22 protein-coding genes are annotated in these 26166 nt (G+C 38.4%); 20 read left to right on the top strand and 2 right to left on the bottom strand.

Annotated features, from left to right (window positions below; all coding sequences use genetic code 11):
• The first annotated feature begins 11 nt into the window (after nt 1–11).
• From lpdA to DZB84_RS11960, 12 genes are all read left to right on the top strand, one after another.
• Entirely contained in the window at nt 12–1433 is a 1422-nt protein-coding gene (gene lpdA, locus DZB84_RS12015) for a dihydrolipoyl dehydrogenase (protein ID WP_116352503.1), read from the top strand.
• Between the two features lie 79 nt (nt 1434–1512).
• Nucleotides 1513–2508, top strand: a complete 996-nt coding sequence (locus tag DZB84_RS12010; RefSeq protein ID WP_116352502.1) for a thiamine pyrophosphate-dependent dehydrogenase E1 component subunit alpha — start codon at nt 1513–1515, stop codon at nt 2506–2508.
• A gap of 12 nt (nt 2509–2520) precedes the next feature.
• Nucleotides 2521–3504 (top strand): alpha-ketoacid dehydrogenase subunit beta, encoded by a 984-nt coding sequence (locus DZB84_RS12005; protein WP_116352501.1) that lies wholly within the window; start codon nt 2521–2523, stop codon nt 3502–3504.
• Nucleotides 3505–3532: 28 nt separating this feature from the next.
• Nucleotides 3533–4816 (top strand): dihydrolipoamide acetyltransferase family protein, encoded by a 1284-nt coding sequence (locus DZB84_RS12000; protein WP_116352500.1) that lies wholly within the window; start codon nt 3533–3535, stop codon nt 4814–4816.
• Between the two features lie 449 nt (nt 4817–5265).
• Nucleotides 5266–7164 (top strand): methylmalonyl-CoA mutase family protein, encoded by a 1899-nt coding sequence (locus DZB84_RS11995; protein ID WP_223254430.1) that lies wholly within the window; start codon nt 5266–5268, stop codon nt 7162–7164.
• 39 nt (nt 7165–7203) lie between these two features.
• Nucleotides 7204–9363 carry a methylmalonyl-CoA mutase gene (gene scpA, locus DZB84_RS11990; RefSeq protein ID WP_411266263.1) on the top strand — a complete coding sequence of 720 codons (2160 nt, stop codon included), beginning with the start codon at nt 7204–7206 and terminating at the stop codon, nt 9361–9363.
• Nucleotides 9356–10459 (top strand): methylmalonyl Co-A mutase-associated GTPase MeaB, encoded by a 1104-nt coding sequence (gene meaB / locus DZB84_RS11985; RefSeq protein ID WP_116352498.1) that lies wholly within the window; start codon nt 9356–9358, stop codon nt 10457–10459. The genes scpA and meaB overlap by 8 nt, the downstream gene beginning before the upstream one ends.
• 186 nt (nt 10460–10645) lie before the next feature.
• On the top strand, nt 10646–11083 hold the full coding sequence (locus DZB84_RS11980) for a BrxA/BrxB family bacilliredoxin (protein ID WP_116352497.1): 438 nt from the start codon (nt 10646–10648) through the stop codon (nt 11081–11083).
• 294 nt (nt 11084–11377) lie between these two features.
• Nucleotides 11378–12163, top strand: coding sequence for a transporter substrate-binding domain-containing protein (locus DZB84_RS11975; RefSeq protein ID WP_189655227.1), 786 nt, complete (start codon nt 11378–11380; stop codon nt 12161–12163).
• Nucleotides 12164–12199: 36 nt separating this feature from the next.
• The gene (locus DZB84_RS11970; protein WP_116352546.1) at nt 12200–12859 is read left to right on the top strand and encodes an amino acid ABC transporter permease; all 660 of its coding nucleotides are present in this window, start codon (nt 12200–12202) and stop codon (nt 12857–12859) included.
• Nucleotides 12852–13586 carry an amino acid ABC transporter ATP-binding protein gene (locus tag DZB84_RS11965; RefSeq protein ID WP_189655226.1) on the top strand — a complete coding sequence of 245 codons (735 nt, stop codon included), beginning with the start codon at nt 12852–12854 and terminating at the stop codon, nt 13584–13586. The genes DZB84_RS11970 and DZB84_RS11965 overlap by 8 nt, the downstream gene beginning before the upstream one ends.
• A gap of 131 nt (nt 13587–13717) precedes the next feature.
• Nucleotides 13718–14671, top strand: coding sequence for an aromatic acid exporter family protein (locus DZB84_RS11960; RefSeq protein ID WP_116352495.1), 954 nt, complete (start codon nt 13718–13720; stop codon nt 14669–14671).
• A 513-nt stretch (nt 14672–15184) separates the two neighbouring features.
• Here the strand turns inward: DZB84_RS11960 and prli42 are convergent.
• The gene (gene prli42 / locus DZB84_RS24735; protein WP_149917164.1) at nt 15185–15277 is read right to left on the bottom strand and encodes a stressosome-associated protein Prli42; all 93 of its coding nucleotides are present in this window, start codon (nt 15275–15277) and stop codon (nt 15185–15187) included.
• Between the two features lie 187 nt (nt 15278–15464).
• Between prli42 and mce the strand changes: the two genes are divergently transcribed.
• The 8 genes from mce (at nt 15465) to DZB84_RS11915 (ending at nt 24424) form a co-directional block, all read left to right on the top strand.
• Nucleotides 15465–15884, top strand: coding sequence for a methylmalonyl-CoA epimerase (gene mce, locus DZB84_RS11950; RefSeq protein WP_116352493.1), 420 nt, complete (start codon nt 15465–15467; stop codon nt 15882–15884).
• A complete protein-coding gene (locus DZB84_RS11945; RefSeq protein WP_116352492.1) occupies nt 15884–17434 on the top strand; it encodes an acyl-CoA carboxylase subunit beta in 1551 nt (516 codons plus the stop codon). The genes mce and DZB84_RS11945 overlap by 1 nt, the downstream gene beginning before the upstream one ends.
• A 74-nt stretch (nt 17435–17508) precedes the next feature.
• Nucleotides 17509–18627 carry a tripeptidase T gene (locus DZB84_RS11940; protein ID WP_116352491.1) on the top strand — a complete coding sequence of 373 codons (1119 nt, stop codon included), beginning with the start codon at nt 17509–17511 and terminating at the stop codon, nt 18625–18627.
• Nucleotides 18628–18753: 126 nt separating this feature from the next.
• Nucleotides 18754–19218: a chemotaxis protein CheW gene (locus DZB84_RS11935; protein ID WP_116352490.1), complete on the top strand. Its 465-nt coding sequence runs from the start codon at nt 18754–18756 to the stop codon at nt 19216–19218.
• A 59-nt stretch (nt 19219–19277) separates the two neighbouring features.
• Complete coding sequence (locus DZB84_RS11930) at nt 19278–20531, top strand: DNA polymerase IV (RefSeq protein WP_116352489.1); 1254 nt, start codon at nt 19278–19280, stop codon at nt 20529–20531.
• Nucleotides 20532–20541: 10 nt separating this feature from the next.
• A complete protein-coding gene (locus DZB84_RS11925; protein ID WP_116352488.1) occupies nt 20542–21315 on the top strand; it encodes a MurR/RpiR family transcriptional regulator in 774 nt (257 codons plus the stop codon).
• Nucleotides 21316–21434: 119 nt separating this feature from the next.
• On the top strand, nt 21435–23036 hold the full coding sequence (locus DZB84_RS11920) for a PTS transporter subunit EIIC (RefSeq protein WP_116352487.1): 1602 nt from the start codon (nt 21435–21437) through the stop codon (nt 23034–23036).
• A gap of 62 nt (nt 23037–23098) precedes the next feature.
• On the top strand, nt 23099–24424 hold the full coding sequence (locus DZB84_RS11915; RefSeq protein ID WP_223254429.1) for a 6-phospho-alpha-glucosidase: 1326 nt from the start codon (nt 23099–23101) through the stop codon (nt 24422–24424).
• A gap of 75 nt (nt 24425–24499) precedes the next feature.
• Here the strand turns inward: DZB84_RS11915 and zwf are convergent, their stop codons facing one another.
• Nucleotides 24500–25987 (bottom strand): glucose-6-phosphate dehydrogenase, encoded by a 1488-nt coding sequence (gene zwf / locus DZB84_RS11910; RefSeq protein ID WP_116352485.1) that lies wholly within the window; start codon nt 25985–25987, stop codon nt 24500–24502.
• Between the last annotated feature and the right edge of the window lie 179 nt (nt 25988–26166).

Genomic DNA, 26166 nt, shown 5'->3' with positions numbered 1-26166 from the left:
GTGAACAGGTTATGTCAAAGGAATATGATTTAGTGATATTAGGTGGCGGCACCGGTGGTTATGTGGCTGCCATTCGTGCCTCACAGCTTGAACTAAAGGTGGCAGTTGTAGAAAAAGGGAAGCTAGGTGGTACCTGTTTGCATGCAGGCTGTATTCCGAGTAAGGCACTTTTAAGAAGTGCAGAAGTATATGCAACTACAAAGAGAAGTGAAGAATTTGGAGTCATCACAAAGGATGTTTCGCTTGATTTTTCAAAAGTCCAGGACCGAAAAAATAAGATCACTGAACAACTATATAAAGGTGTCCAGCATTTAATGAAACAAGGGAAAATTGATGTGATTGAGGGCTATGGACGAATTTTAGGTCCGTCAATCTTTTCACCAATGCCTGGAACCATTTCTGTTGAAATGAACAACGGCGAAGAGAATGAAATGCTCATTCCTAAAAACGTCATTATTGCAACAGGCTCTAGACCAAGGTCATTACCTGGACTCGAAATAGATGGCGAATATGTGTTAACCTCTGATGAAGCTTTACAAATGGATCGTCTTCCAAATTCAATGATCATCGTTGGTGGGGGTGTGATCGGAATAGAATGGGCATCAATGCTTCACGATTTTGGGGTCCAAGTAACAGTGCTTGAATATGCCGATCGTATTCTTCCTACGGAGGATCATGAAATTTCGAAGGAAATGCAGCGGTTGCTTAAGAAAAAAGGTGTAAAAGTTGTAACGGGTGCGAAAGTTTTACCCGAGACACTTGAAAAAGGAGAAGGGATTACGATTAAAGCAGAACTTAAAAGTGAAGCTAAATCTTTTTCTGCGGACAAGGTGCTTGTTTCTGTTGGCCGACAAGCAAATGTTGAAAATATTGGCCTTGATAATACGGAGATTGTTTTGGAAAAAGGATATGTTACAACAAATGAATTCTTCCAAACAAAAGAATCCCATATTTATGCGATTGGCGATGTCATTGGTGGGCTACAACTTGCACATGTAGCTTCTCATGAGGGAATTGTTGCTGTTGAGCATATTGCAGGTGAAAATCCTTCGCCGATGGATTATTCGCTCGTTTCAAAATGTGTATACAGTAATCCCGAGGTTGCTAGTGTTGGATTTACTGAAGCAGAAGCAAAAGAGAAAGGCTTTACTGTTAAAGTAGGTAAATTTCCATTTAGAGCAATCGGAAAAGCACTTGTTTTTGGGGAGTCTGATGGGTTTGTAAAATTGGTTGTTGATGAACTAACAGATGATTTATTAGGAGTTCATATGATTGGTCCACACGTAACAGATATGATATCAGAGGCTGGTCTAGCGAGAGTACTAGATGCAACACCTTGGGAGATTGCCCACACAATCCATCCACACCCAACCTTATCTGAAGCAATTGGAGAGGCAGCTTTAGCTGTTGATGGAAAGGCAATACACGCATAAATTATTCACGCTACTAATATTTTTTAATATGGCGGGCTTGTCCGATTAGTTAATAATGATTTTTTAGGGAGGTATTTTCATGACCGAAAATCGTCATCAAGCATTGGGTTTAAGTGATGATGCAGTTCTTGAAATGTATGAAACCATGCTGTTAGCTAGAAAAATAGATGAAAGAATGTGGTTGTTAAACCGCGCTGGAAAAATTCCATTTGTTATTTCCTGCCAAGGGCAGGAAGCGGCCCAAGTAGGTGCAGCCTTTGCACTTGACCGTGAAAAAGATTATGTATTGCCATATTACCGCGACATGGGAGTGGTTTTGACATTCGGAATGACAGCAAAGGAATTAATGTTATCTGGATTTGCGAAGGCAGAAGACCCGAATTCGGGTGGACGTCAAATGCCAGGTCATTTTGGACAAAAGAAAAATCGAATTGTAACGGGTTCATCTCCTGTAACAACTCAGGTTCCACATGCCGTCGGTGTTGCGCTCGGGGGAAGAATGGAAGGAAAGGATTTAGTTACATTTGTGACATTTGGAGAAGGTTCTTCAAATCAGGGAGATTTCCATGAAGGTGCGAACTTCGCAGCGGTTCATAAGCTTCCAGTCATCTTCATGTGTGAGAACAATAAATACGCCATTTCAGTCCCTTATGAAAAGCAAGTAGCTTGCGAAAAAATTTCTGACCGTGCCATTGGATATGGAATGCCAGGTGTAACGGTGGATGGAAATGACCCACTAGAAGTATACAAAGCAGTTAAAGAAGCAGCGGATAGAGGTCGTCGAGGTGAAGGTCCGACCTTAGTTGAAACTGTCTCATACCGTTTAACTGCACACTCTTCGGATGATGATGATCGTGCATACCGTGAACGGGAAGAAGTGGCAGAAGCGAAAAAGAATGATCCAATCCTTTCTTTTGCAAATTATTTAAAGGAAATCGAAGTTTTAGATGAGGAGAAAGAAAAGGAAATTGGAGAACGTGTTGCAGGACTAGTTAATGAAGCGACCGATTATGCAGAAAATGCACCATATGCAGAGCCGGAATATGCACTTAAACATGTTTACGCGGAACAGTAAGGGGGAAAAAGAATGCCTGTAATTTCATATATTGATGCCGTAACAATGGCAATTCGAGAAGAAATGGAACGAGATCCTAAGGTTTTTATCCTAGGTGAGGATGTAGGGAAAAAAGGCGGAGTATTTAAGGCGACAAATGGACTTTATGAACAATTTGGCGAGCAACGAGTAATGGACACCCCTTTAGCTGAGTCAGCTATTGCAGGGGTTGGTATAGGTGCAGCCATGTATGGAATGAGACCTATTGCAGAAATGCAGTTTGCAGATTTTATTATGCCTGCAGTCAATCAAATTATCTCTGAAGCGGCTAAAATTCGATACCGTTCAAACAATGATTGGAATTGCCCAATCACAATTAGAGCTCCTTATGGTGGAGGTGTACATGGGGCACTTTACCACTCACAATCTGTTGAAGCGGTTTTTGCCAACCAACCAGGATTAAAAATTGTGATGCCTTCTACCCCTTATGATGTAAAAGGCTTGCTGAAGGCGGCAATTCGTGATGAAGATCCAGTGTTATTTTTTGAACATAAGCGTGCTTATCGCTTAATCAAAGGTGAAGTACCTGAAGATGATTATGTATTACCAATTGGTAAAGCAGATGTGAAGCGTGAGGGAGAGGATATCACGGTTATTACGTACGGTTTATGTGTTCACTTTGCTTTACAGGCTGCAGAGCGCCTCGCGAAAGATGGCATTCAGGCACATATCCTTGATTTACGTACAGTTTATCCGCTAGATAAAGAAGCAATCATTGAAGCAGCTTCGAAAACGGGTAAAGTGCTATTGGTAACGGAAGACAATAAAGAAGGAAGCATTATGGGGGAAGTTGCTGCCATCATTGCTGAAAACTGCTTGTTTGATTTAGATGCCCCAATTAAGCGACTTGCCGGACCAGATGTACCTGCAATGCCATATGCACCAACGATGGAAAAATACTTTATGGTCAATCCAGATAAAGTAGAAAAGGCAATGAGAGAGCTTGCAGAATTCTAATTGCTACTATACAGAGGAGGTTTTATGAGTGGCAACTGAAAAAATAACAATGCCCCAGCTTGGTGAGAGTGTTACAGAGGGGACGATTAGTAAATGGCTTGTAGCAGTTGGGGATACCGTAAACAAATATGATCCTTTAGCTGAAGTAATGACAGATAAAGTAAATGCAGAAGTACCTTCCTCTTTTTCAGGAACTATTACAGAGCTTATTGCGGAAGAAGGAGAAACGCTAGCAGTAGGTGAGGTGATTTGCGTCATTGAAACTGTTGGTGCTGGAACTGAACAAACGGCACCTCAACCAACTGTAAAAGAAGAAACTCTTGAAAAGGCTGTAAATGTGTCTGCTGAGCCAAGTGATACGACGAAAAAATTACGATATTCACCTGCTGTTCTAAAGCTTTCACAGGAACATAATATTGATCTTGCGCAGGTACAAGGGACGGGTGCAGGTGGAAGAATTACCCGTAAAGACCTGCAAAAATTAATCGAGTCTGGACAAATTCCAATTGCTGGTCAGAAAGTTGAAAAAGTGACAACTCAAGCTACGGTTCAGCAAGTGACAAGTGAACGAACTACAAAACCAACACCTGCACCAACGGTACCTGTAACAGCTGGCGATGTTGAAATTCCTGTAACAGGTGTTCGAAAGGCAATTGCATCAAACATGCTTCGTAGCAAGCATGAGATTCCTCATGCTTGGACAATGGTTGAAGTCGATGCAACAAAAATGGTTCAATATAGAAATTCAATTAAAAATGATTTTAAACAAAAGGAAGGCTTCAATCTTACATTTTTTGCCTTCTTCGTAAAAGCCGTTGCTCAAGCACTTAAGGAGTTCCCACAAATTAATTCAATGTGGGCGGGAGATAAAATTATTCAGAAAAAAGATATTAATATTTCAATTGCGGTTGCAACAGAGGATGCTCTCTTTGTTCCTGTGATTAAGAATGCGGATGAGAAATCAATTAAGGGAATTGCAAGAGAGATTACTGAGCTAGCTGCTAAAGTACGAGCTGGAAAACTATCAGCAGATGATATGCAGGGTGGTACATTCACAGTAAATAATACAGGTTCGTTTGGTTCTGTTCAGTCGATGGGGATAATCAATTATCCGCAGGCAGCGATTTTACAGGTGGAATCCATCGTGCAACGACCAGTTATCATCGATGGCATGATTGCGGTTCGTCACATGGTGAACCTCTGTATGTCACTTGACCATCGTGTGTTGGATGGCCTAGTTTGCGGCCGCTTCCTTGCACGAGTAAAGGAAATCATCGAGAATACTTCTAAAGAAAATACATCTATTTACTAAAGACATTGCAATGCAGTGTCTTTTTTTTATGTGGAGAAAAATTCTAATGAGGTATAATATGATTTTTTCAACTGGCGAGTATGGTGAAAGGGAACTATCTTTACATGCTAGCATAATAATTGAAGGAAGCATGTGGCGTAAGGCTTTTCTAGAGGTACATTCTAACTCGGAATTTCAAGAAGTATGCACCGTAAGATGGTCCTAGAGGTACACGCTAGGACAAACAAGAAGGAAGTATGCCCCGCAAGACCAATCTAGTGGTACACGCTACCGCGAAATAAGAAGGAGCATGTCCCGCAAAACCAATCTAACGTTACAAACTAGGACAAAAATCGAAGACGCATGCCCCAAGACCTTTTTTAATCTTCCATCTATTCATTGCGACAACCCAATATATATACTAAAATTAAATTATAGTTGAAAACGATTTCGAAAGAGGGGAAAGCCTTGTGACGAAACAATCGAAAGAATTCCAGAATATTATCTTCCCGACCATAGATTACGAGACATGGCAACAGGAAGCTGAAAAATCATTAAAAGGAAAACCCATTGAAAAATTACATAAACAAACCTATGAAAAAATTACACTGAAACCTATTTATACGAAGAAAGATGTTCAGAAAATACCGTTTCTAAACGATATGCCTGGTGAAGGCTCAAGAGTGCGTGGCTCAAAACTCACAGGTTATTTAAATCAACCGTGGCATGTTAGTCAGGAAATAGACTTAAAAACGCCTGAGGAGTTTAACACTGTAATTAGGGAAGCCCTTCAAAACGGTCAAACGATGATTCATTTTACCTTGCAACCGAAAAATGGCTCGTATAAGGGGCTTGCATTACATACAGAAGAAGATATTGAGAAGGCATTCAACGGAATTTCACTGACTAATTCGCCTCTCCTAATCGATGCTCAAACTGACTTGTTAGTATTTTTATCACTTATCCAATCACACGTAAAAACAGAATCTTTAACTGGAACAATCGGTATGGATCCACTTGCAATATTAGTGGAAACGGGGCAGTTATCTATGAAACCAAAAGCTGCCTATGACCAATTAGCAGAATCCGTAGAATGGGTGATGGAAAATCAACCAAAGTTAAGAACGATTCTTGTAAAAGGAGAACCATACCATAATGGTGGTGCAAGTGCAGTTCAAGAACTTGCTTTTACAATGGGTACTGCCATTGAATATATGAGCGAATTACTAGATAGAGGGCTTACTGTTGATCAAATTGCCCCACGAATGACATTTTCTTTTTCAATTGGTTCCAATGTTTTTATGGAAATTGCCAAATTAAGAGCTGCCAAAATTCTTTGGAAGACAATCATTGAAGCATATGGAGGAAATGAAGATTCTTGTAAAATGTATATCCATGCAAGAACATCTGCATTTACGAAAACGATTTATGATCCTTATGTTAATATGCTACGTTCGACAATAGAAGCATTTTCTGCAATTGTAGGCGGAATTGATAGCCTCCATGTTTCAGCGTTTGATGAACCAATCAAAACCTCAGATTCTTTTTCAAGAAGGATTGCTAGAAATACGCAATCTATTCTTCGTGAAGAATCCTTCCTAAATAAGGTGATTGATCCCGCGGGCGGTTCTTGGTATGTGGAAACATTGACCCATGAACTGGCAGAAAAAGCATGGGAGTTGTTAAACGAAATTGAATCAGAGGGTGGAATGCTTGAAGCGTTGAAAGCAGGAACGGTTCAAGAAAGGATCTCATTAGTTTTACAAGAAAGACAAAAAAATGTGAACGATCGAAAAGAAAAAATAGTCGGTACAAATATGTATGCAAATATCCAGGAAAAGCCCATCCCATACACCAAAACAAAATCAATATATGAAAGTAATGAAGCGGTTATATCCATCAACCGTATATCACCGGTAAGAATTTCAGAAAGCTTTGAGCAACTTCGACAAGCATCTGAGCAGTATCTTGAAACTTCTGGTGAGCAACCTAAAGTCGGTTTAATTAATTTAGGTTCTATACCAGAACATAAACCAAGAGCTGATTTTATTACAGGATTTTTTGAAGCGGGTGGCTTCCAGGTCATAAAAAACGATGGATACTTAACAGCAAGAGATGCGATTGAAGGCGCCAAAACAATGAATCTAACAACCTATATTATTTGCGGGAAAGATGACTCTTACAAGGAAATGGCCACTGATATATGCAATGATTTAAAAAAATTGAACCCAGGTGTTTGCATGTTTATCGCGGGGAAACAAGAAAATGAAGAATTCTATCGAAACGTAGGAATAAACGACTTTATCCATATTGGTACGAATTGTTTTGCGTTTTTACACCAATTACAACAAGAAATGGGGGTGCGTTAATTGGCTAAAAGGGTGGATCTTTCCAATATAAAGTTAAAAATATCTGATACGTCACCTACTCCTGAAAAATGGCGTAAAAAAGTAGAAGAAGAGATAAATCAATCTATTGATGATTTGCTATTTGAAACGAACGAACAAATTGCTGTAATACCCGTCTATACAAAGGAAGACATGGATGGGGTGACTCATCTAGATTATATGCCTGGTATTCCCCCGTTTTTACGTGGTCCATATCCAACGATGTATGTAAACAGACCTTGGACCGTTCGACAATATGCTGGTTTTTCCACAGCTGAGGAGAGTAATGCTTTCTACCGCCGCAATCTTGCGATGGGGCAAAAGGGTCTTTCTGTGGCGTTTGACTTAGCTACACACCGTGGCTATGATTCAGACCACCCCCGTGTTGTTGGCGATGTCGGGAAAGCTGGGGTTGCGATTGATTCAATCCTAGATATGAAGACATTATTTGATGGAATTCCACTTGATCAAATGAGTGTGTCGATGACGATGAATGGTGCTGTACTTCCGGTTTTGGCGTTTTATATTGTAACGGCAGAGGAGCAGGGTGTCCCTCCCGAAAAACTGTCAGGAACGATTCAAAATGATATTTTAAAAGAGTACATGGTGAGAAATACTTATATTTACCCACCAGACACCTCAATGCGAATTATTTCGGATATTTTTGAGTACACGTCAAAAAATATGCCAAAATTCAATAGCATTAGTATTTCTGGGTATCATATGCAGGAAGCCGGTGCACCAGCAGATCTAGAACTAGCCTATACGTTAGCAGATGGGTTGGAATATGTACGAACAGGAATTGCGAAGGGGATTGATATTGATTCCTTTGCCCCTAGATTATCCTTTTTCTGGGCAATCGGTATGAACTATTTTATGGAGGTAGCGAAGCTGAGGGCAGCTCGTCTTATTTGGGCACAAATGATGAAAGTCTTCAATCCCAAAAATCCAAAATCACTTGCGTTAAGGACACATTCACAGACTTCAGGTTGGAGCTTGACTGAGCAGGATCCATTCAATAATGTGACAAGAACATGTATCGAAGCACTGGCAGCAGTATCAGGTCATACACAATCCTTGCATACGAATGCACTCGATGAAGCAATTGCCCTTCCGACTGATTTTTCTGCTCGAATCGCTAGAAATACACAGCTGTATTTACAGGATGAAACGGGTATTTGTCATGTAATTGATCCATGGGGCGGCTCATATTATGTAGAGACTTTAACTCATAAGCTCATGGAGCGGGCTTGGAAGCATATCGAGGAAATTGAGGAACTTGGTGGAATGACCAAAGCAATTGAAACTGGCCTTCCGAAAATGCGAATTGAAGAGGCGGCGGCGAGACGTCAGGCAAAAATCGATTCCGGCAAAGAAACAATTATAGGTGTCAATAAATATCGATTACATAAAGAAGATCCAATCGATATTTTAGACATTGACAATACAGCTGTTCGACTCAAACAAATTGAAAGACTTAGTGAATTAAAGGCTTCACGTGATGACGGAAAAGTGGAAGAGGCGTTGGCTGCCATTACGAATGCAGTTGAAACAGGTGAGGGAAATCTGTTGGAACTATCGGTTCAAGCGGCAAGAGCTCGTTCAACGCTAGGAGAGATTTCAAATGCGATTGAAAAAGCTTCCACACGTCATAAAGCTGTCATTCGTTCAATTAGTGGAATTTATAGCTCTGAATATTCAAATGAGGAAGAAATCATGAGTGTGAAGAAGATGACAGATGAGTTTTTGGAAAATGAGGGAAGACGCCCAAGGATCTTGATTGCGAAAATGGGGCAGGATGGCCATGACCGTGGAGCAAAGGTCATTGCTACTGCTTTTGCGGACCTTGGTTTTGATGTTGATATTGGACCATTATTTCAAACGCCAGAAGAAACAGCTCTTCAAGCAGTAGAAAATGATGTTCATGTCGTTGGAATGAGTTCACTCGCGGCAGGTCATAAAACATTACTTCCCCAGTTAATTGAAGAACTGAGGAAATTAGGTCGAGAAGATATACTTGTAATTGTTGGTGGAGTTATCCCCTCTCAGGATTATGATTACTTAAAAGAGCATGGAGCTGCAGCTATTTTTGGACCTGGAACGGTAATCCCAGTGGCTGCACAAAAAGTAATCGAAGAAATTTATCTTCGTCTTGGATATGAGGAAGAAGGCAATGACTGATAATAAAAAGAAACCTGAATGGGTGCCGGAAAATGCCTCTGATGGTTTTACAACAGAAATTGTGAAGGGTATAGATCAAAATAACACTTCTGAAAGTGTCCGTAAATTTGTTAAGAAGAAAGGACGAACAACTGAAGAGTATGTACAGGGCATACGAAATGGTAATCGTACTATTCTTGCCCAAGCCATTACTCTTGTTGAAAGCAACGCAAAACGTCATGAAGACCAGGCGCAAGCTGTAATCAATGAAATACTTCCGTACACCGGAAACTCGATACGTATAGGTATCACTGGAGTCCCGGGTGCTGGTAAAAGTACATTCATAGAGAGCTTTGGTTCTTATTTATGTGAACAAGGGCATCGCGTTGCGGTTTTAGCTGTTGACCCAAGTAGTAGTGTAACAGGTGGCAGTATACTTGGTGATAAAACAAGAATGGAGACCCTTACGAGGAATAAAAATGCATTTATTCGACCATCACCATCAGGGGGAACCCTTGGTGGAGTCAACCGTAAAACGAGGGAGACAATTTTACTTTGTGAAGCCGCGGGGTTTGATGTGATTCTTGTTGAAACGATTGGTGTTGGTCAAAGTGAAGTTGTGGTACGAAGTATGGTAGATTTTTTCCTTCTTCTTGTGTTGACCGGTGCAGGTGATGAATTACAAGGCATGAAAAAAGGAGTAATGGAGCTGGCGGATACCATATTGATTAATAAAGCGGACGGTGATAATCGACAGAGAGCAAAAATTGCTCGCGCTGAATATAATCGGATTCTCCACTATCTTCAGCCTGCAACGAAAGGTTGGTCTACGAAAGCCTATACAGCATCCGCACTTTATCATGAAGGTATAGAAGAAATATGGAAAATCATCCTGCGATTTGTTGAGACTACGAAAGAGTCTGGAGCATTTGCAGAACGAAGGGACTCTCAAACAAAGGATTGGATTCATGCAATGATAAAGGATTATCTTGAAACAAGCTTTTTTACCCATCCATCCATTAAAACGAAGCTCCCAGTCCTTGAAAATAAAGTTATACAGGGTGATTTAAATGTTACAACTGCTGTGAAGGAGTTAATTGAACTATTTGAAGCATAAAAAAAGAAGGAGTGCATTCGCTCTCCTTCCATCTAGGGAGTTTAGGGGTATGATCTAGATGTATTAATAGAATACCCGATTAATTATTTTTTAAACGTTCATTTAAGTTCCTAAGATTTGAAAAAACATGATGGAAATTGATATGATAAAAATAGCAAGATATTTTTCTAAAAGGAGTGCACAAAAATGGAAATAGATTTCAATCTGTTTATGAATGATATAGTACAAACAGCTAGAAAAGAAATTACAGAGGCTGGCTATCAAGAATTAAAAACACCTGAAGAGGTTGATGAAGCATTAAATCGTAAAGGTACAACTTTAGTGATGGTTAATTCTGTTTGTGGTTGCGCAGGTGGAATTGCAAGACCAGCTGCAGCACATTCGATCCATTATGATAAGCGACCAGACCAATTAGTAACAGTATTTGCAGGTCAAGATAAAGCGGCAACAGAAACAGCGAGATCATATTTTGAAGGTTATCCGCCATCATCTCCATCATTTGCATTATTAAAAGATGGGAAAATCGTTAAAATGATTGAACGACATGAAATCGAAGGACACGAGCCAATGGATGTCATCACTAAACTACAGGAAACTTTTGAAGAATATTGTGAAGAAATTTAAGAGGCCTTTTAGGCTTCTTTTTTTTATATAAATTATGCATAATGTGATGAATGTTTTATTACTTTTTCACTTTAATTGTTTATATCAGTAAAGTATTAAAAGAAGATTGCGCCAAAATATACACTAAATTTTTCCTCTAAAATACCTTGTAAGCAGAATAAAATGTAACCATTGCGCGAATGATAGAATTATTAATCAATTATTATTTTTAAAAAACATATTGTATATTTATGCAGATGTGTTAAAATACATTCTATCGAATAATTATAAAAAACCACATAGGGGGAAAACATAATGAAAAAGTTTTTACTAGCATCATTGATTGCTATTTTATCAATTGTATTACTAGCAGCTTGTGGGACAAGCGATGATAATGCAACAGGATCTGATAAAGGTACTGATACAAAGAAAGTATTAACAATGGGAACATCTGCTGACTTCCCACCATTTGAAACAATTGACGAGACAACAGGTGAATACATTGGATTTGATATTGATTTAGCTAAGAAAATTGCGGATAAACTTGGATATGAACTTAAAATCGAAAATATGGATTTCGGTGGTCTTATTAGCGCATTACAAGCAGAACGTATTGATTTTATCATTTCTGGTATGTCAGCAACTGCTGAACGTAAAGAAAGTGTAGATTTTTCAACAGAATATCATAAATCTGGGGAAATGTTTGTTACATTAAAGGATTCTGATGTTAAAACATTAGAGGATTTAGACGGTAAAACAGTTGGGGTTCAATTAGGTTCCATTCAAGAAGAAGGAGCTAAAAAGATTAAAGAAGAAACACTTAAAAGTCTTGAAATCTCAGCTTTAAATAAGGCTCCAGAATTAATTCAAGAGCTAAAAGCGGGAAGAATTGATGCAGTTTATTTAGATAAGACAGTTGCAATAGGCTTCATTGAAGAACTTGACTTAGCAGGCTTTGATGATCCAACAGAAGCTTCACCAGGTATGGCAATTGCATTTGCAAAAGGCAGTGATCTGACTGAAGAATTTAATAAGGTGTTAGATGAAATGAAGGAAAATGGCGAGTTAAAAGAAATAGAGCAAGAATGGATCGAAAAATAAAAATTTTTTAGTAGAAATGAGGTGTAAGGCATGGGTTTGGATATTGATTTTTCCCGAATCGTGCCTTCAATTCCGTTTATACTAGAAGGGATCGGCCTTACGGTATCCTTTGCACTAGTATCGGCAATTTTAGGTTTAATTTTGGGGACAATTTTAGCGGTGTTTAAAATTAGTAAGGTTTCATTTTTTAAGTGGTTTGCGGATATTTATACATCCATATTTAGAGGAACACCACTTATCCTCCAATTGGTTTTAATCTATTTTGCAGTTCCACAGCTTTTTCATTATGATATTGATAAATTTGTAGCTGGGGTGTTAGCATTTGGATTAAACTCAGGTGCGTATATTTCTGAAATCATTAGAGCGGGTATTCAGGCTGTAGATAAAGGCCAACAAGAAGCGGCGGAAGCACTAGGGATCTCGTACCGCCCAATGATGTTGGATATTATCCTTCCACAGGCAGTAAAAAATATTTTACCTGCACTTTTAAATGAATTTATAACCTTAACGAAGGAATCTGCAATTGTAAGTACGATTGGGTTATTGGATATTATGAGAAGAGCTCAAGTTGTCGGATCGAATACATTCCGCTATTTTGAACCATTATTAATTGCTGGTCTAGTTTATTGGATTATTGTTACAATCCTCACATTCCTAGGAGGAAGACTTGAGAGGAGGTTGCGTCGTAGTGAGTAACGATCATATTAAAGTAGAAGGTCTTCATAAATCTTTTGGCAAGCTTGAAGTGTTAAAAGGGATTACGACCACCTTTAAACAAGGTGAGGTTGTTGCCATTATTGGTCCTTCTGGTTCTGGAAAATCTACATTTCTAAGATGTTTAAATCTACTTGAAAGACCAACTCAAGGACAGATTTGGGTTGGGGAAGATGAAGTCACAAATGCAAAGACGAATATTACAAAGGTTCGTCAGCATATTGGAATGGTATTTCAGCATTTTTATCTATTTCCACATAAGACGGTTCTTCAAAATCTTACTTACGCTCCAATGAAGGTAAAAGGGATTTCAAAAAGTGAAGCGGAAAACAAAGCGAGGGAGCTATTAAAGCAGGTTGGATTATCAGAAAAAGAAAATGAATATCCAAATCGCCTTTCTGGAGGACAAAAGCAGAGGGTAGCAATCGCCAGGGCCTTAGCAATGGAACCAGAAATCATGCTTTTTGACGAGCCTACTTCCGCACTTGACCCTGAAATGGTAAAAGAAGTTCTTAATGTTATGAAGGGCTTAGCTAATACTGGAATGACGATGCTCATTGTAACTCATGAAATGGGATTTGCACGTGAAGTGGCAGACAAAGTACTCTTCATGGATGATGGGCTTATAGTTGAACAAACAACACCCGATGAATTTTTCACCAATCCAAGAAGCCAACGTGCGCAAGATTTCTTAGAAAAAGTTCTATAATATAACAGGAATGATCCATGAGATCATTCCTTTTTTCGTGAATTTAGTCATACTAAGATTTGTGTAGGTGTTTTATTTTTCCTATTGATAACAATATAATAAAACCATTATCGATTTTTAGGAGCCGATTTATGTTTAAAATAGGTTATCGCACTTTAAAAACAGCTATAGGTACAACGATTTCTATATCGATCGCAAAACTATTAGGGCTAGATAGTTTTGCTTCTGCTGGAATTCTAACGATTTTATGTATTAAAGTAACAAGAAAAAAGTCGCTTGAGAGTTCGTGGGAGCGATTTATTGCGTGTGTGGTTGGAATCCTATTTTCAATTGTATTCTTTGAGGGAATAGGCTATCATCCATTAACAATTGGGTTGTTACTCCTATTTTTTATTCCTACTGTGGTTGCCGTAAAAGCAAAAGATGGAATTGTAACAAGTACCGTAATTATTTTACATATATTTTCAGCTGGGAAAGTAACAATTGATTTGATTATAAATGAACTTGGTTTAATTGTGATTGGGATTGGTGTTGCACTACTCGTAAATCTATATATGCCGAGTGTTGACAAGCAACTTAGGGTATACCAACAAGAAATTGAAGCCCTGTTTGGAAATATATTAAACGAGATGGTTCACTATCTTCGAACAGGTGAGAGTATTTGGGATGGGCGAGAGATAACAGCTGTTGAAGATTTATTAAAGAAAGCGAAAAGAATTGCATTCAGAGATGTTGAAAATAACCTAATGCGCGATGAAAACTTATATTATACGTATTTTGAAATGAGAGAAAAGCAATTCGAAATTCTTCAGAGGATGTTACCTACTATTACTTCGATTACTCAGTCGGTTGAACAAAGAGAAATGGTTGCCGATTTTATTATGGAGGTGAGCCAGTCCATACATCCTGGTAACACGGCAAGTGTATTTTTGAAAAAACTTGAAGCTATGCGTAAAGTGTTTAGAGAAATGCCATTGCCACAAACTCGAGAGGAGTTTGAGACAAGGGCTGCTCTTCTACAATTTATTAAAGAAATGGAAGAATATTTAATCATAAAAAGATTATTCAAAGGGTTGCCAACCTAATTTTAATAAAGCAAAGCGGCTGGGACAAAAGGTTTTTAAGCAAACATTTTTGATTTTTACACCGTTGATCTGCGCTACAGGCGGACGCTTTCCGCGGGCGTGGCTTGAGCCTCCTCAGGCCTACACGATGTAGGTCACGAAGCCGTTGCCACAGGACGTGGCGTTTTTAGGCTTCGTTCTGATTTGCGCTCCTGTGGGGTCTCAAGTCTCACGCTTTTCCCGCAGGACTTTGAAATTCTTCCTTGAAATAACCCACGCACGAAGAAAATGCGAATGCATTTTCGAGGAGTCGCCGCCTTTCGCTTCAATCAACATAGTTACCATTTTATAAACAAATTCATCGATCTTTAAAAGAAGAATTTTTCTTTTTGTGGTTTTCACAATTTTAATGTTCGGCATTCATTAAGATGATTATCGTAATGTCCCAGCCTCAATTTTAATAAAGCAAAAGGTGACCATTTAGGTCACCTTTTTAGACTGTTAACAAACCTCGTAACACTGTAAATGTTTGACTTAAAACCACATACCTACACCAGCTAACAGAGTAGTAATTAGCATTACAGCGATCATTAAATATACCACAATTTTTTGAGTTTTACGGGACACGTCACATACTCCCTTCTGCTTACATATTTACTCATATTTTACCGCGAAAATGACAGTTGGACAACCATTAAGTCCTCTTCATTAAAACTGAAAATACACAATTTTTGATGAGTTCATGCTAAAATAGACATATATATCTATGAAGCGCTTACAACATTGAGCGAGCGCTCGCTTGAGGAGTGAAAGCATGATTGAAAAGATTGACCATATTGGAATCGCTGTCTCATCGATTGAAAATGCCCTTCCATTCTACACAAACGTTCTAAACCTTAAGTTAGAAGGAATCGAAACAGTAGAATCAGAGAAAGTAAGAGTTGCCTTCATCAAAATTGGAGAATCAAAACTCGAGTTATTGGAGCCACTTTCATCAGAAAGCCCGATTGCTAAATTTATTGAAAAACGAGGCGAAGGAATACACCATATCGCTTTAGGGGTTTCATCCATCGAAGAGAGGATCAAAGAAATAAAAGAACACGGCATTCGAATGCTTGCTGATGAGCCTAAGAAGGGTGCAGGTGGTGCGAAGATTGCCTTCATGCATCCAAAATCTACAGGGAGTATTTTATATGAGCTTTGCGAGAAACCAAGTAAGGGGGAAAATAAATAATGGTAGATATTTATGAGAAAATAAACGAACTATATGATCGTCGTCGTGAGGTAGAGCTAGGCGGAGGTGATGAGAAGATTGATAAACAGCATGAAAAAGGAAAATTAACAGCAAGAGAACGTATTGACCTATTACTTGATAAAGGAACATTTGTCGAGTTAAATCCATTTATTGAACATCGTAGTACGGACTTTGGCTTAGCCGATAAAAAGGGACCTGGCGATGGTGTTGTTACTGGATATGGAAAAATCAACGGTAGACCGGTTTATTTATTTTCACAAGATTTTACTGTTTTTGGTGGAGCACTTGGTGAAATGCATGCGAAAAAAATCGCGAATGTCATGGACTTAGCAGCTAAAAATGGTGCGCCCTTTATTGGCTTAAATGATTCAGGTGGGGCAAGAATTCAAGAAGGAGTCGTCTCCCTTGATGGGTACGGTCATATTTTTTACCGAAATGCGATTTATTCAGGGGTCATTCCGCAAATCTCTGTGATTATGGGACCCTGTGCAGGTGGGGCTGTGTATTCTCCAGCGATTACCGACTTTGTTTTTATGGTGGAAAAGACATCTCAAATGTTTATTACAGGGCCGAAAGTTATTGAAACCGTTACTGGTGAAAAAATAAGCTCAGAGGATTTAGGTGGGGCAAGCGTACATAATTCAATTAGTGGAAACGCGCATTTTTCAGGAGAAACAGAAGAGGAAGTTCTACAACAGGTAAGAGCTTTAGTGAGCTATCTACCTCAAAATAATGAGGAAAAACCACCAATTTTACCCGAAAAAGAAGAGGATGATTATCGACCTGATTTAACTGATATTATTCCTTTTGATGCAGTCAGACCATATGATGTTCGCAAAGTCATTGAACAAGTGGTGGATGAGAAATCATTCATGGAAGTTCATAAAGATTTTGCAAAAAATATCGTTGTTGGTTTTGCAAGAATAAAAGGGGAAGTTGTAGGCTTAGTATGCAACCAGCCGAAATATATGGCCGGTGGGCTTGATATCGATTCATCTGATAAAGCCTCAAGATTCATTCGTTTTTGTGACTCCTTCAATATCCCGCTAATTACGTTTGAGGATGTGACAGGCTTTTTCCCAGGGGTAAAACAGGAACATGGAGGAATTATCCGACATGGGGCCAAAATTTTATATGCGTACTCTGAAGCAACAGTACCAAAGCTAACTGTTATTCTAAGAAAAGCATATGGTGGAGCATATGTCGCTTTAAATAGTAAATCAATTGGGGCTGATTTAGTTTTTGCATGGCCAAATGCAGAAATTGCGGTAATGGGTCCACAAGGTGCAGCCAATATTATTTTTGCACGAGAGATTAATGAAAGTGATGATCCCGAAAAAACACGAGCTCAAAAAATTGAAGAATATCGTGAAAAGTTTGCCAACCCATATGTTGCAGCCAGCCAAGGCATGGTTGATGATGTCATTGATCCGCGCGAAACGCGAATTAAAATTGTTCAAGCATTAGAAATGTTACAGAATAAAAAGGAATCTCGGCCTAATAAAAAACATGGAAATATTCCATTATAATAATTAGAATTTATTTTTTTACTATAGTATGATAGGCTAATTTCATTAACCTATTCATCTTGGAGGTACATACTATGATTAATCAGGATAGACTTGTCAATGAATTTTTAGAGTTAGTGCAAGTAGATTCAGAAACAAAATTCGAAACAGAAATTGCAAAGGTTTTAAAAGAAAAATTCACAGCATTGGGTGTACATGTTGTCGAGGATGACACAACTGGTCAAACCGGTCATGGTGCAGGAAATTTAATTTGTACCCTTGAGGGAACTAAAAATGATGTGGATACCATTTATTTTACATCTCATATGGATACAGTTGTCCCTGGTAAGGGCATTAAGCCTTCAATCAAGGATGGTTATATAGTTTCAGATGGAACAACCATTTTAGGTGCAGATGATAAAGCAGGCTTAGCTGCAATGTTTGAAGCGATTCGTGTTCTGAAGGAAAATCAAATTCCACATGGTAAAATAGAATTTATTATTACAGCTGGAGAAGAATCAGGCCTTATGGGTGCTAAAGCGTTGGACCGCTCCATGATCACAGCAAAATATGGCTATGCGCTTGATAGTGATGGCAAGGTTGGAAACATAATTGTAGCTGCACCAACACAAGCGAAGGTGAAAGCTACAATTATCGGCAAAACAGCACATGCGGGTGTTGCCCCTGAAAAAGGTGTATCTGCGATTACAATGGCTGCAAAAGCAATTTCAAGAATGCCTTTAGGTCGAATTGATGAAGAAACAACTGCAAATATCGGACGTTTCGAAGGTGGAACACAAACCAATATCGTTTGCGATCATGTTGAAATTTTGGCTGAAGCTCGTTCATTAATTACAGAAAAAATGGAAAGCCAAGTTCAAAAAATGAAAGAAGCCTTTGAATCTGTAGCCGCTGAAATGGGTGGTAGAGCAGAAGTTGAGACTACAGTCATGTATCCAGGTTTTAAATTTGCAGATGGAGACCATGTTGTTGAGGTTGCCAAACGTGCAGTTGCACGAATTGGACGTCAAAGTGAACTACAACAAAGCGGTGGAGGCAGTGATGCGAACGTCATCGCAGGACATGGCATTCCAACGGTAAATCTAGCAGTTGGTTATGAAGAAATTCACACGACAAATGAAAAAATGCCAATCGAAGAACTAGTTAAAACTGCTGAACTAATTGTTGCAATTGTCGAAGAGGTTGCAAAATAAATTGATTCTAAATTGCGAAATTCCGATTTGTAGAGGAGTTTCGCTTTTTTTATTTCTTTTCCAGAACGGGTAAAGTATGATAGAAAGAGACTATAGATTGTTGTTACTACGGTAGAGGTGAAAGTAATGATAGAAGACCAAAAAGTTGTTGTTTTTTCAGCAGGTGATGAGGAATATGGTGTCCCTGTTTTAAACGTGATTTCCATAGAAAGAGCACAGGCGCTTAATGCTATACCACAAATGCCAAACTATATGCTAGGCGTGCTAACCATACGAGATGAACTTGTTCCAATTGTGGATACGGGAATTATTTTATTTAATAAATCAATCAATCATACGGACAAAACAAAGATCATCGTGGCCAAAACGGATTCACTATCAGTTGGCTTACTTGTTGATGATGCCAAAGAAATAATTGATATCCCACAAAATCAAGTGAAACCATTGAATGTAACTTACCAGCTTTCCTCATATATTACTGGAGTTGCGACCTTAGAGGGGAGATTGATTACATTACTAGACCCTCACAAACTATTTAATGGTTTAGAAGGATTCAATCAAATAGAGGAACATATTCACAGCCACCATTAGAATAGGTGGCTTTTTCTATGATAAACTAGAGATAGTGGATGATTAGGGAAGTGCATAACATGAAAGAAATGTATCCGAAAAACGGAAAGGTTATCCTACATGTGGATATGAACAGCTTCTATGCATCGGTTGAAATGGCATACGACCCTTCCTTACAGGGTAAACCTTTAGCTATAGCTGGGAATGTAGAGGAGCGTAAAGGCATTATTATCACCTGTAGCTACGAGGCACGTGCCTTTGGTGTGAAAACGACGATGCCCTTATGGGAAGCGAAACGAAAATGTCCAAATCTCATCGTCCGAAAACCAAATTTCGAACGCTACCGGAGAGCGTCACTAGCGATGTTTGATATTCTACGTTCATATACAGACTTAGTTGAACCTGTTTCAATCGATGAGGGTTATCTTGATATTACGGACTGCTTTGAAAAAGGGTCTCCTCTTGAAATTGCGACATCTATTCAAAATACGGTACAAAAGACACTGCTTCTTCCTTGTAGTATTGGAATTGCGCCGAATAAATTTCTAGCAAAGATGGCATCTGATATGAAAAAGCCGTTAGGAATTACAGTTTTACGCAAACGAGATGTTCCTACAGTCCTTTGGCCAATGCCGGTCGGTGAAATGCATGGAGTGGGATCAAGGACCGCGGAGAAGTTATCGACGATCCATATTCATACAATTGGTGATCTTGCGAAAGGGAATGATATTCAATTAAAGCAATTGTTAGGTATTAATGGGGAGAGATTAAAACAAAGGGCAAATGGAATGGATAATCGCCCAGTTGACCCCGATGCCATTTCGGAGTTTAAAAGTATCGGAAATTCAACAACATTACCATACGACTCAACAGATGAAGAGGAGCTTCTCGGTGTCATTAAAAGACTTTCAAATTCCGTAGGGGGACGGATTAGGCGAAAGGACATGTTAACAAATAATGTCCAGTTGATGATTCGCTACGCAGATCGAAAGACAGTAACAAGAAGTAGAAAGCTTGAGAATCCAATTGATCAAGATATTGAAATTTTTCAGGCTGCCAAGCGCCTTTGGAAAAAACATTGGAATGGGGAACCGATTCGATTGCTAGGTGTCACTGCACAGGAATTAGTTGAGAAACATGAGGCATTTAAACAGCTTGATTTGTTTTCCTATGAAAAAGAAGCAAAAAAAGAACCTTTATTAAAAGTAATTGATAAATTGAAAGGCAAGTATGGAAATGATATTCTGTCAAAAGGAATTAAGCTTCCAAAAGATAAGAATCCTCGAAATAATGAACATGGAACCAGCTTCGATAAGGATTTTTTAAGTGATTAGGTGATGCAATATGATTGATATCAGTAAAATTATCCAAGGGAAAAACTTAAGTGAAATAGATGTCCAACTTGTCCAATATATTATTGATAATATCGATACCGTTTTGCAAATGGGTGTCCGGAAAATAGCCAAAGAAAATTTTACATCTCCCGCGACAGTTATTCGTTTGTCCAAAAAATTAGGTTATACCGGTTTTGTCGATATGTATTATCAGATTCTTCCACTTGTCAAAAAAGCGGACATTCCAAAAAGTGATGCAACCGAGGACTTTTTTGAAATTAATCAATGGGATTACATGACCCATAATTCAATGGAAGAGATAGACTTGTTTATTCAGAAAGTGCTAAATTTGCAACAGCGCTATATTTTTATTTATGCGACTGGATTTTCAGCAATCGTTGCAGAGTACTTGTATAAAAAATTATTGGTATTGGGAAGAAAAACAATCTTAGCAAGTGGAACCGATTCGATTGGTGTATTTGAGAATAATCTGGAAGATATAGGTGCATTAGTGGTCATCTCAAAGTCTGGTGAAACACAAATGGTTGTTGAAAAATTACTCGCTGCAAAAGAACACCATATTTTTACTGTATCTTTCACAAAAGAAACACATAATCGGATTGCTGAACTCTCAGATTTAAACTTTAAGATCATCGACCATAATAAACTTGATGATCGTAACATGCTCCCAAACAGCTTCTTTCCTAGACTTACATTGTTGTTTGAATTTATTGTCAAGCAATATCTTGAAACTTTTATTGCGAAAAAAGACAGTGTTGAATGAAACGTGTTTCTATGTGTGAAACACGTTTTTTGTGTTGCTGAATCTATCGACTATAAAACGGTTACATTGTATTCTAAACATGTCAACAAAAGAAAACACTTACAGGAGGGGAAGGCAAAATGAAAACACAGGTCATGGAAGGCATGCAGCGCTTTTCGAAAGCGATGTTTATTCCAGTACTTATTTTGCCAATTGCAGGTATTTTAATTGCCTTAGGAAACTTATTTACAAATCCTAGACTTTTGGAAGTACTTCCATTTTTAGATAATCCAATTACTACTGGATTTGGAACGATCTTAACAGGATCATTGGTTTCCATTCTCGGGAACTTAGGACTCATTTTTTGTGTGGGAATTACAGTCGGTTTAGCAAATAAAGAAAAAGCCGTCGCAGGTTTTACAGCTTTACTAGGCTATTTGGTTTTTGTTAATGCAATGAATAAATTTATGCAGCTTAGTGGGGTTCTTTTCGAAGGAGAATCTTTACAAGGAACTGGACAAACTTTAGTTCTTGGAGTTCAAATCCTGGATATGGGTGTGTTTCTTGGATTGATTCTAGGTATTATTACTGCTATGGTTCATAACAAATTTATTGATACAGAATTTAAAGGTGCATTTCAAATCTATGGCGGGTCACGATTTGTCTTTATCGTATTAATTCCAGTTGTTGTCCTATTATCGATAGCTCTAACATTTATTTGGCCATTTTTCCAAGAAGGGATTAATAAACTTGGTGAGCTAATCAATCATAGTGGAAGCTTTGGTCTTTTCTTATACGGTGCATTGGAACGCTTATTAATTCCAACTGGCTTGCACCACTTAATCTATACACCATTCTTATATACATCATTAGGTGGTGTTGCAGAAGTAGGTGGACAAGTATTCGAAGGCGCTAGAAATATTTACTATGCAGAGATTGCTGACCCTTCGGTTAAGGTTCTTTCTGAAAGTGTAATATGGGACGCTCGTGGTATTTCAAAAATGTTTGGTTTAATAGGGGCTTGTTTAGCCATGTATCACACAGCAAAGCCTGAAAACAAAGGCAAGGCTAAAGCGATTTTAATCCCAGCAGCTGTTACATCTATCATTGCTGGTGTTACTGAACCTATTGAATTCTCCTTCATGTTCGTCGCACCATTGTTATTCGTGGTACACGCTGCATTGAGTGGATTGAGTATGGTTACGTTAAATCTATTAGATGTTAGAGCCATTGGTCCAAATGGTATGATTGACTTCCTATTGTTCAATCTGCCATTGGGTATCGAAAAGACTCACTGGCCAATGTACATTTTAGTAGGTTTACTATACTTTGTTATTTACTATGTAGTCTTCCGCTTCTTAATTGTGAAATTTAACTTTAAGACGATTGGTAGAGAAGATGAGGGCAAAGAAACAAAATTATATTCTAAAAAAGAATATAAAGAGAAGAAAAGTCAAGAAAAGTCAGGTGTTGCCGAGCCTGCTGGAAATGAAGGAATGGCCGGTGTGATTGTAGATGCACTAGGTGGCGCAAGCAATATTAATACAGTTACAAATTGTTATACAAGACTTCGATTAACGCTAGATAACCCAGAAAAGGTTAACGAGGATACATTGAAAAAAGAGACTGGTGCAAGCGGAGTAATCATAAAAGGTAATAATGTGCAGGTTGTATATGGCTTACAAGTGACTAACATTCGAAAAGAAGTCGATAGCTTCTTAGGATTAAGTTCAAATGAGTAAATGTGAGACAAACTCTTTCTACTAACAGAGAAACGACAGATATATAGAAGGGAATGGAGAACATGAAAAAGTTTTCAGTTGTAATTGCGGGTGGAGGAAGTACCTATACACCAGGAATCGTGATGATGTTATTAGATAACCTAGATCGTTTCCCACTACGAAAATTAAAATTATACGATAATGACGGCGAAAGACAAGCTGTTTTAGGGGAAGCAATTGAGATTGTATTAAAAGAAAAAGCACCTGATATTGAATATGGCTACACGACCGATCCAGAAGAGGCATTTACTGATATCGACTTCTGTTTTGCACATATTCGTACGGGAAAATATGAAATGCGCGAAAAAGATGAGAAAATCCCTTTAAAGCATGGTGTCGTTGGTCAAGAAACATGCGGACCTGGCGGAATTGCATATGGGATGAGAAGCATCGGTGATATGATCGAGTTAATTGATATAATGGAAAAGTATTCTCCAGATGCTTGGATGCTAAACTATTCCAATCCTGCTGCCATTGTTGCGGAAGCTTGTCGAGTTCTTCGTCCAGATTCAAAGGTATTGAATATCTGTGATATGCCTGTAGGAACACTACGTAGAATGTCGCATATTATCGGTAAAGAACCAAAAGATCTAGAAGTACGTTATTTTGGGTTAAATCACTTTGGTTGGTGGACAAGTGTAAAAGATAAGGAAGGACATGAATATCTACCTCAAATTCGTGATTATGTAGCGGAAAATGGTTATCTCACAAAAAAAGAAGTGGATACTCAGCATACGGATGCAAGCTGGCAGGACACACATAAAAAAGCGAAGGATCTACTAGCTGTAGATCCACGATTCCTACCAAATACGTATTTAAAATATTATTACTATCCAGATTATGTAGTAGAACATTCGAATCCAGAGTATACAAGAGCAAATGAAGTTATAGATGGACGAGAAAAAACGGTCTTTACAACGGCTAAAACGATCATTGAAAGAGGAACAGCAGAAGGCTGTGAATTCGAGATGGGAGCACACGCAACCTTTGTGGTTGACTTAGCTACTGCAATTGCCTTTAACACGCACGAAAGAATGCTGTTGATCGTAGAAAACAATGGAGCTATTGCTAACTTTGATGATGATGCAATGGTGGAGGTTCCATGTATTGTTGGAAGTGATGGTCCAGAGCCATTAAGTCAAGGCAAGATCCCTGAATTCCAAAGAGCGTTAATGTACCAACAGGTGACTGTCGAAAAATTAGTCGTGCAAGCCTATATTGAAGGCAGCTATCAAAAATTATGGCAGGCTTTAACACTTTCAAAAACAGTTCCTAGTGCAAAAGTAGCAAAAGATATTTTAGACGATTTAATTGAAGCTAATAAAGAGTACTGGCCTGAGTTAAATTAATAAATGGTAAAGAAAAAGGCGAAAAAGCATTTTGATGCTTCTTTCGCCTTTTTATATTGTATAAGTCTTAGTTATTTAATCCTCAACTGGCCACCAGTGGAATCCGTCCTCGGCCAATAATTCATCGGCTGCTTTTGGACCGTTAGAACCAGAAGGGTAATTAGGAAACTCCGTTGCAATTTGATTTTCCCATACCTTTGAAATGGAGTCTACGTAACGCCAAGAAAGGGCAACTTCATCCCAGTGAGCAAAGTTTGTTGTATCACCCATCATACAGTCAAAAATAAGTTTTTCGTAAGCCTCTGGTGTATTAATGCCGTCGATGCAGTTATTACAATAATCAAGCTTAACTGGTAATGTCATTGTATTTTGACCCGGTCTTTTCGCATTTAAATAGAGCGTGATGCCTTCATCTGGTTGAATGTTAATGACAAGAAGGTTAGGGTTTTGACGATCATTTTCCTCTTTATAATATAAATCCATCGGAATGTCCTTAAACTGAACCACAATTTTTGTGGATTTTTCCTTCATTCTCTTCCCTGTACGGATATAGAATGGTACGCCTGCCCATCTGAAATTATCAATTAACAGCTTGCCGGCTACAAATGTTGCAGTATTCGAATTTGGATCTACTTTTTCCTCCTGGCGATAACCAGGTACATTTTTTCCATTGATAGTGCCAGCATCATATTGCCCTCTAACAAAGTACTTTTTAACATCTTCCTCTTCCAATGGTCGAAGGGCGCGTAATACCTTTATTTTTTCACTTCGAATTTCGTCTGTATTTAATTTAATCGGTGGTTCCATGGCTAACAGTGCTACCATTTGAAGCATATGGTTTTGAACCATATCACGAAGTGCCCCTGATTTTTCATAATAGCCGCCACGGTCTTCTACACCAAGGACCTCACTTGAAGTAACCTGGATATTGGATATGTAACGATTGTTCCAAAGTGGTTCGAAAATGGCATTTGCAAAACGGATGACTTCAATGTTTTGAACCATTTCCTTACCTAAATAATGGTCAATTCGGTAGATTTCGTCTTCTGAAAAGGCATGACGAAGCTGTTCATTTAGTTGTTTTGCAGAAGGTAAATTATGTCCAAATGGTTTTTCAATGACAAGTCTTGTATAACCTTCTGTTGAGGTTAATCCTTCTGTTTTCAAATTGACCGCAATTGTGCCGAAAAACTCTGGAGCCATTGCGAGGTAGAAGATTCTATTTCCACCTGTGTTGTAAGTTGAATCTAATTCCTCTGCAATTACCTTTAATTCCCTATAAGAAGCAGTATCATTCACATTAAATGGATGGTAGTAAAAATGCTTTGAGAATTTTTCAATATCATTTCGTTGCTCTTCAAACTGTCCGGCAACTGAATTTCTTACGTTTTCTTGGAACTCTTCATTTTTTAATGGACGTCTTGCTACACCGATTACTGCAAAATCCTCAGAAAGTTTTCCTTTTGTATAAAGGTTATATATAGAAGGATAGAGCTTTCGATTTGCCAAATCACCCGTTGCTCCAAAAATAATCACGATTGATTTTGGTGCTGTATTTGTCATAATAATCCCCCATTTTTTCACGCAATTTGTTATCTATTTAATTTATACTTTTTTGTTTAGTAAATCAACTAATTAAAATTATTTTTTGTTTTCACTTTAAGTATGCCTTAACAAGGAATGGATATGCGATAGAACGACTTAAAGGGCATATATGGAGAAGAAAAGGCAGAATATGATAT

The organism is Bacillus sp. HNG (genome assembly GCF_003400205.1).
Taxonomy (GTDB): domain Bacteria; phylum Bacillota; class Bacilli; order Bacillales; family Bacillaceae_L; genus Ferdinandcohnia.
The sequence above is the reverse complement of the archived record's forward strand: the minus strand, read 5'-3'. Positions and strand labels throughout refer to the sequence as shown.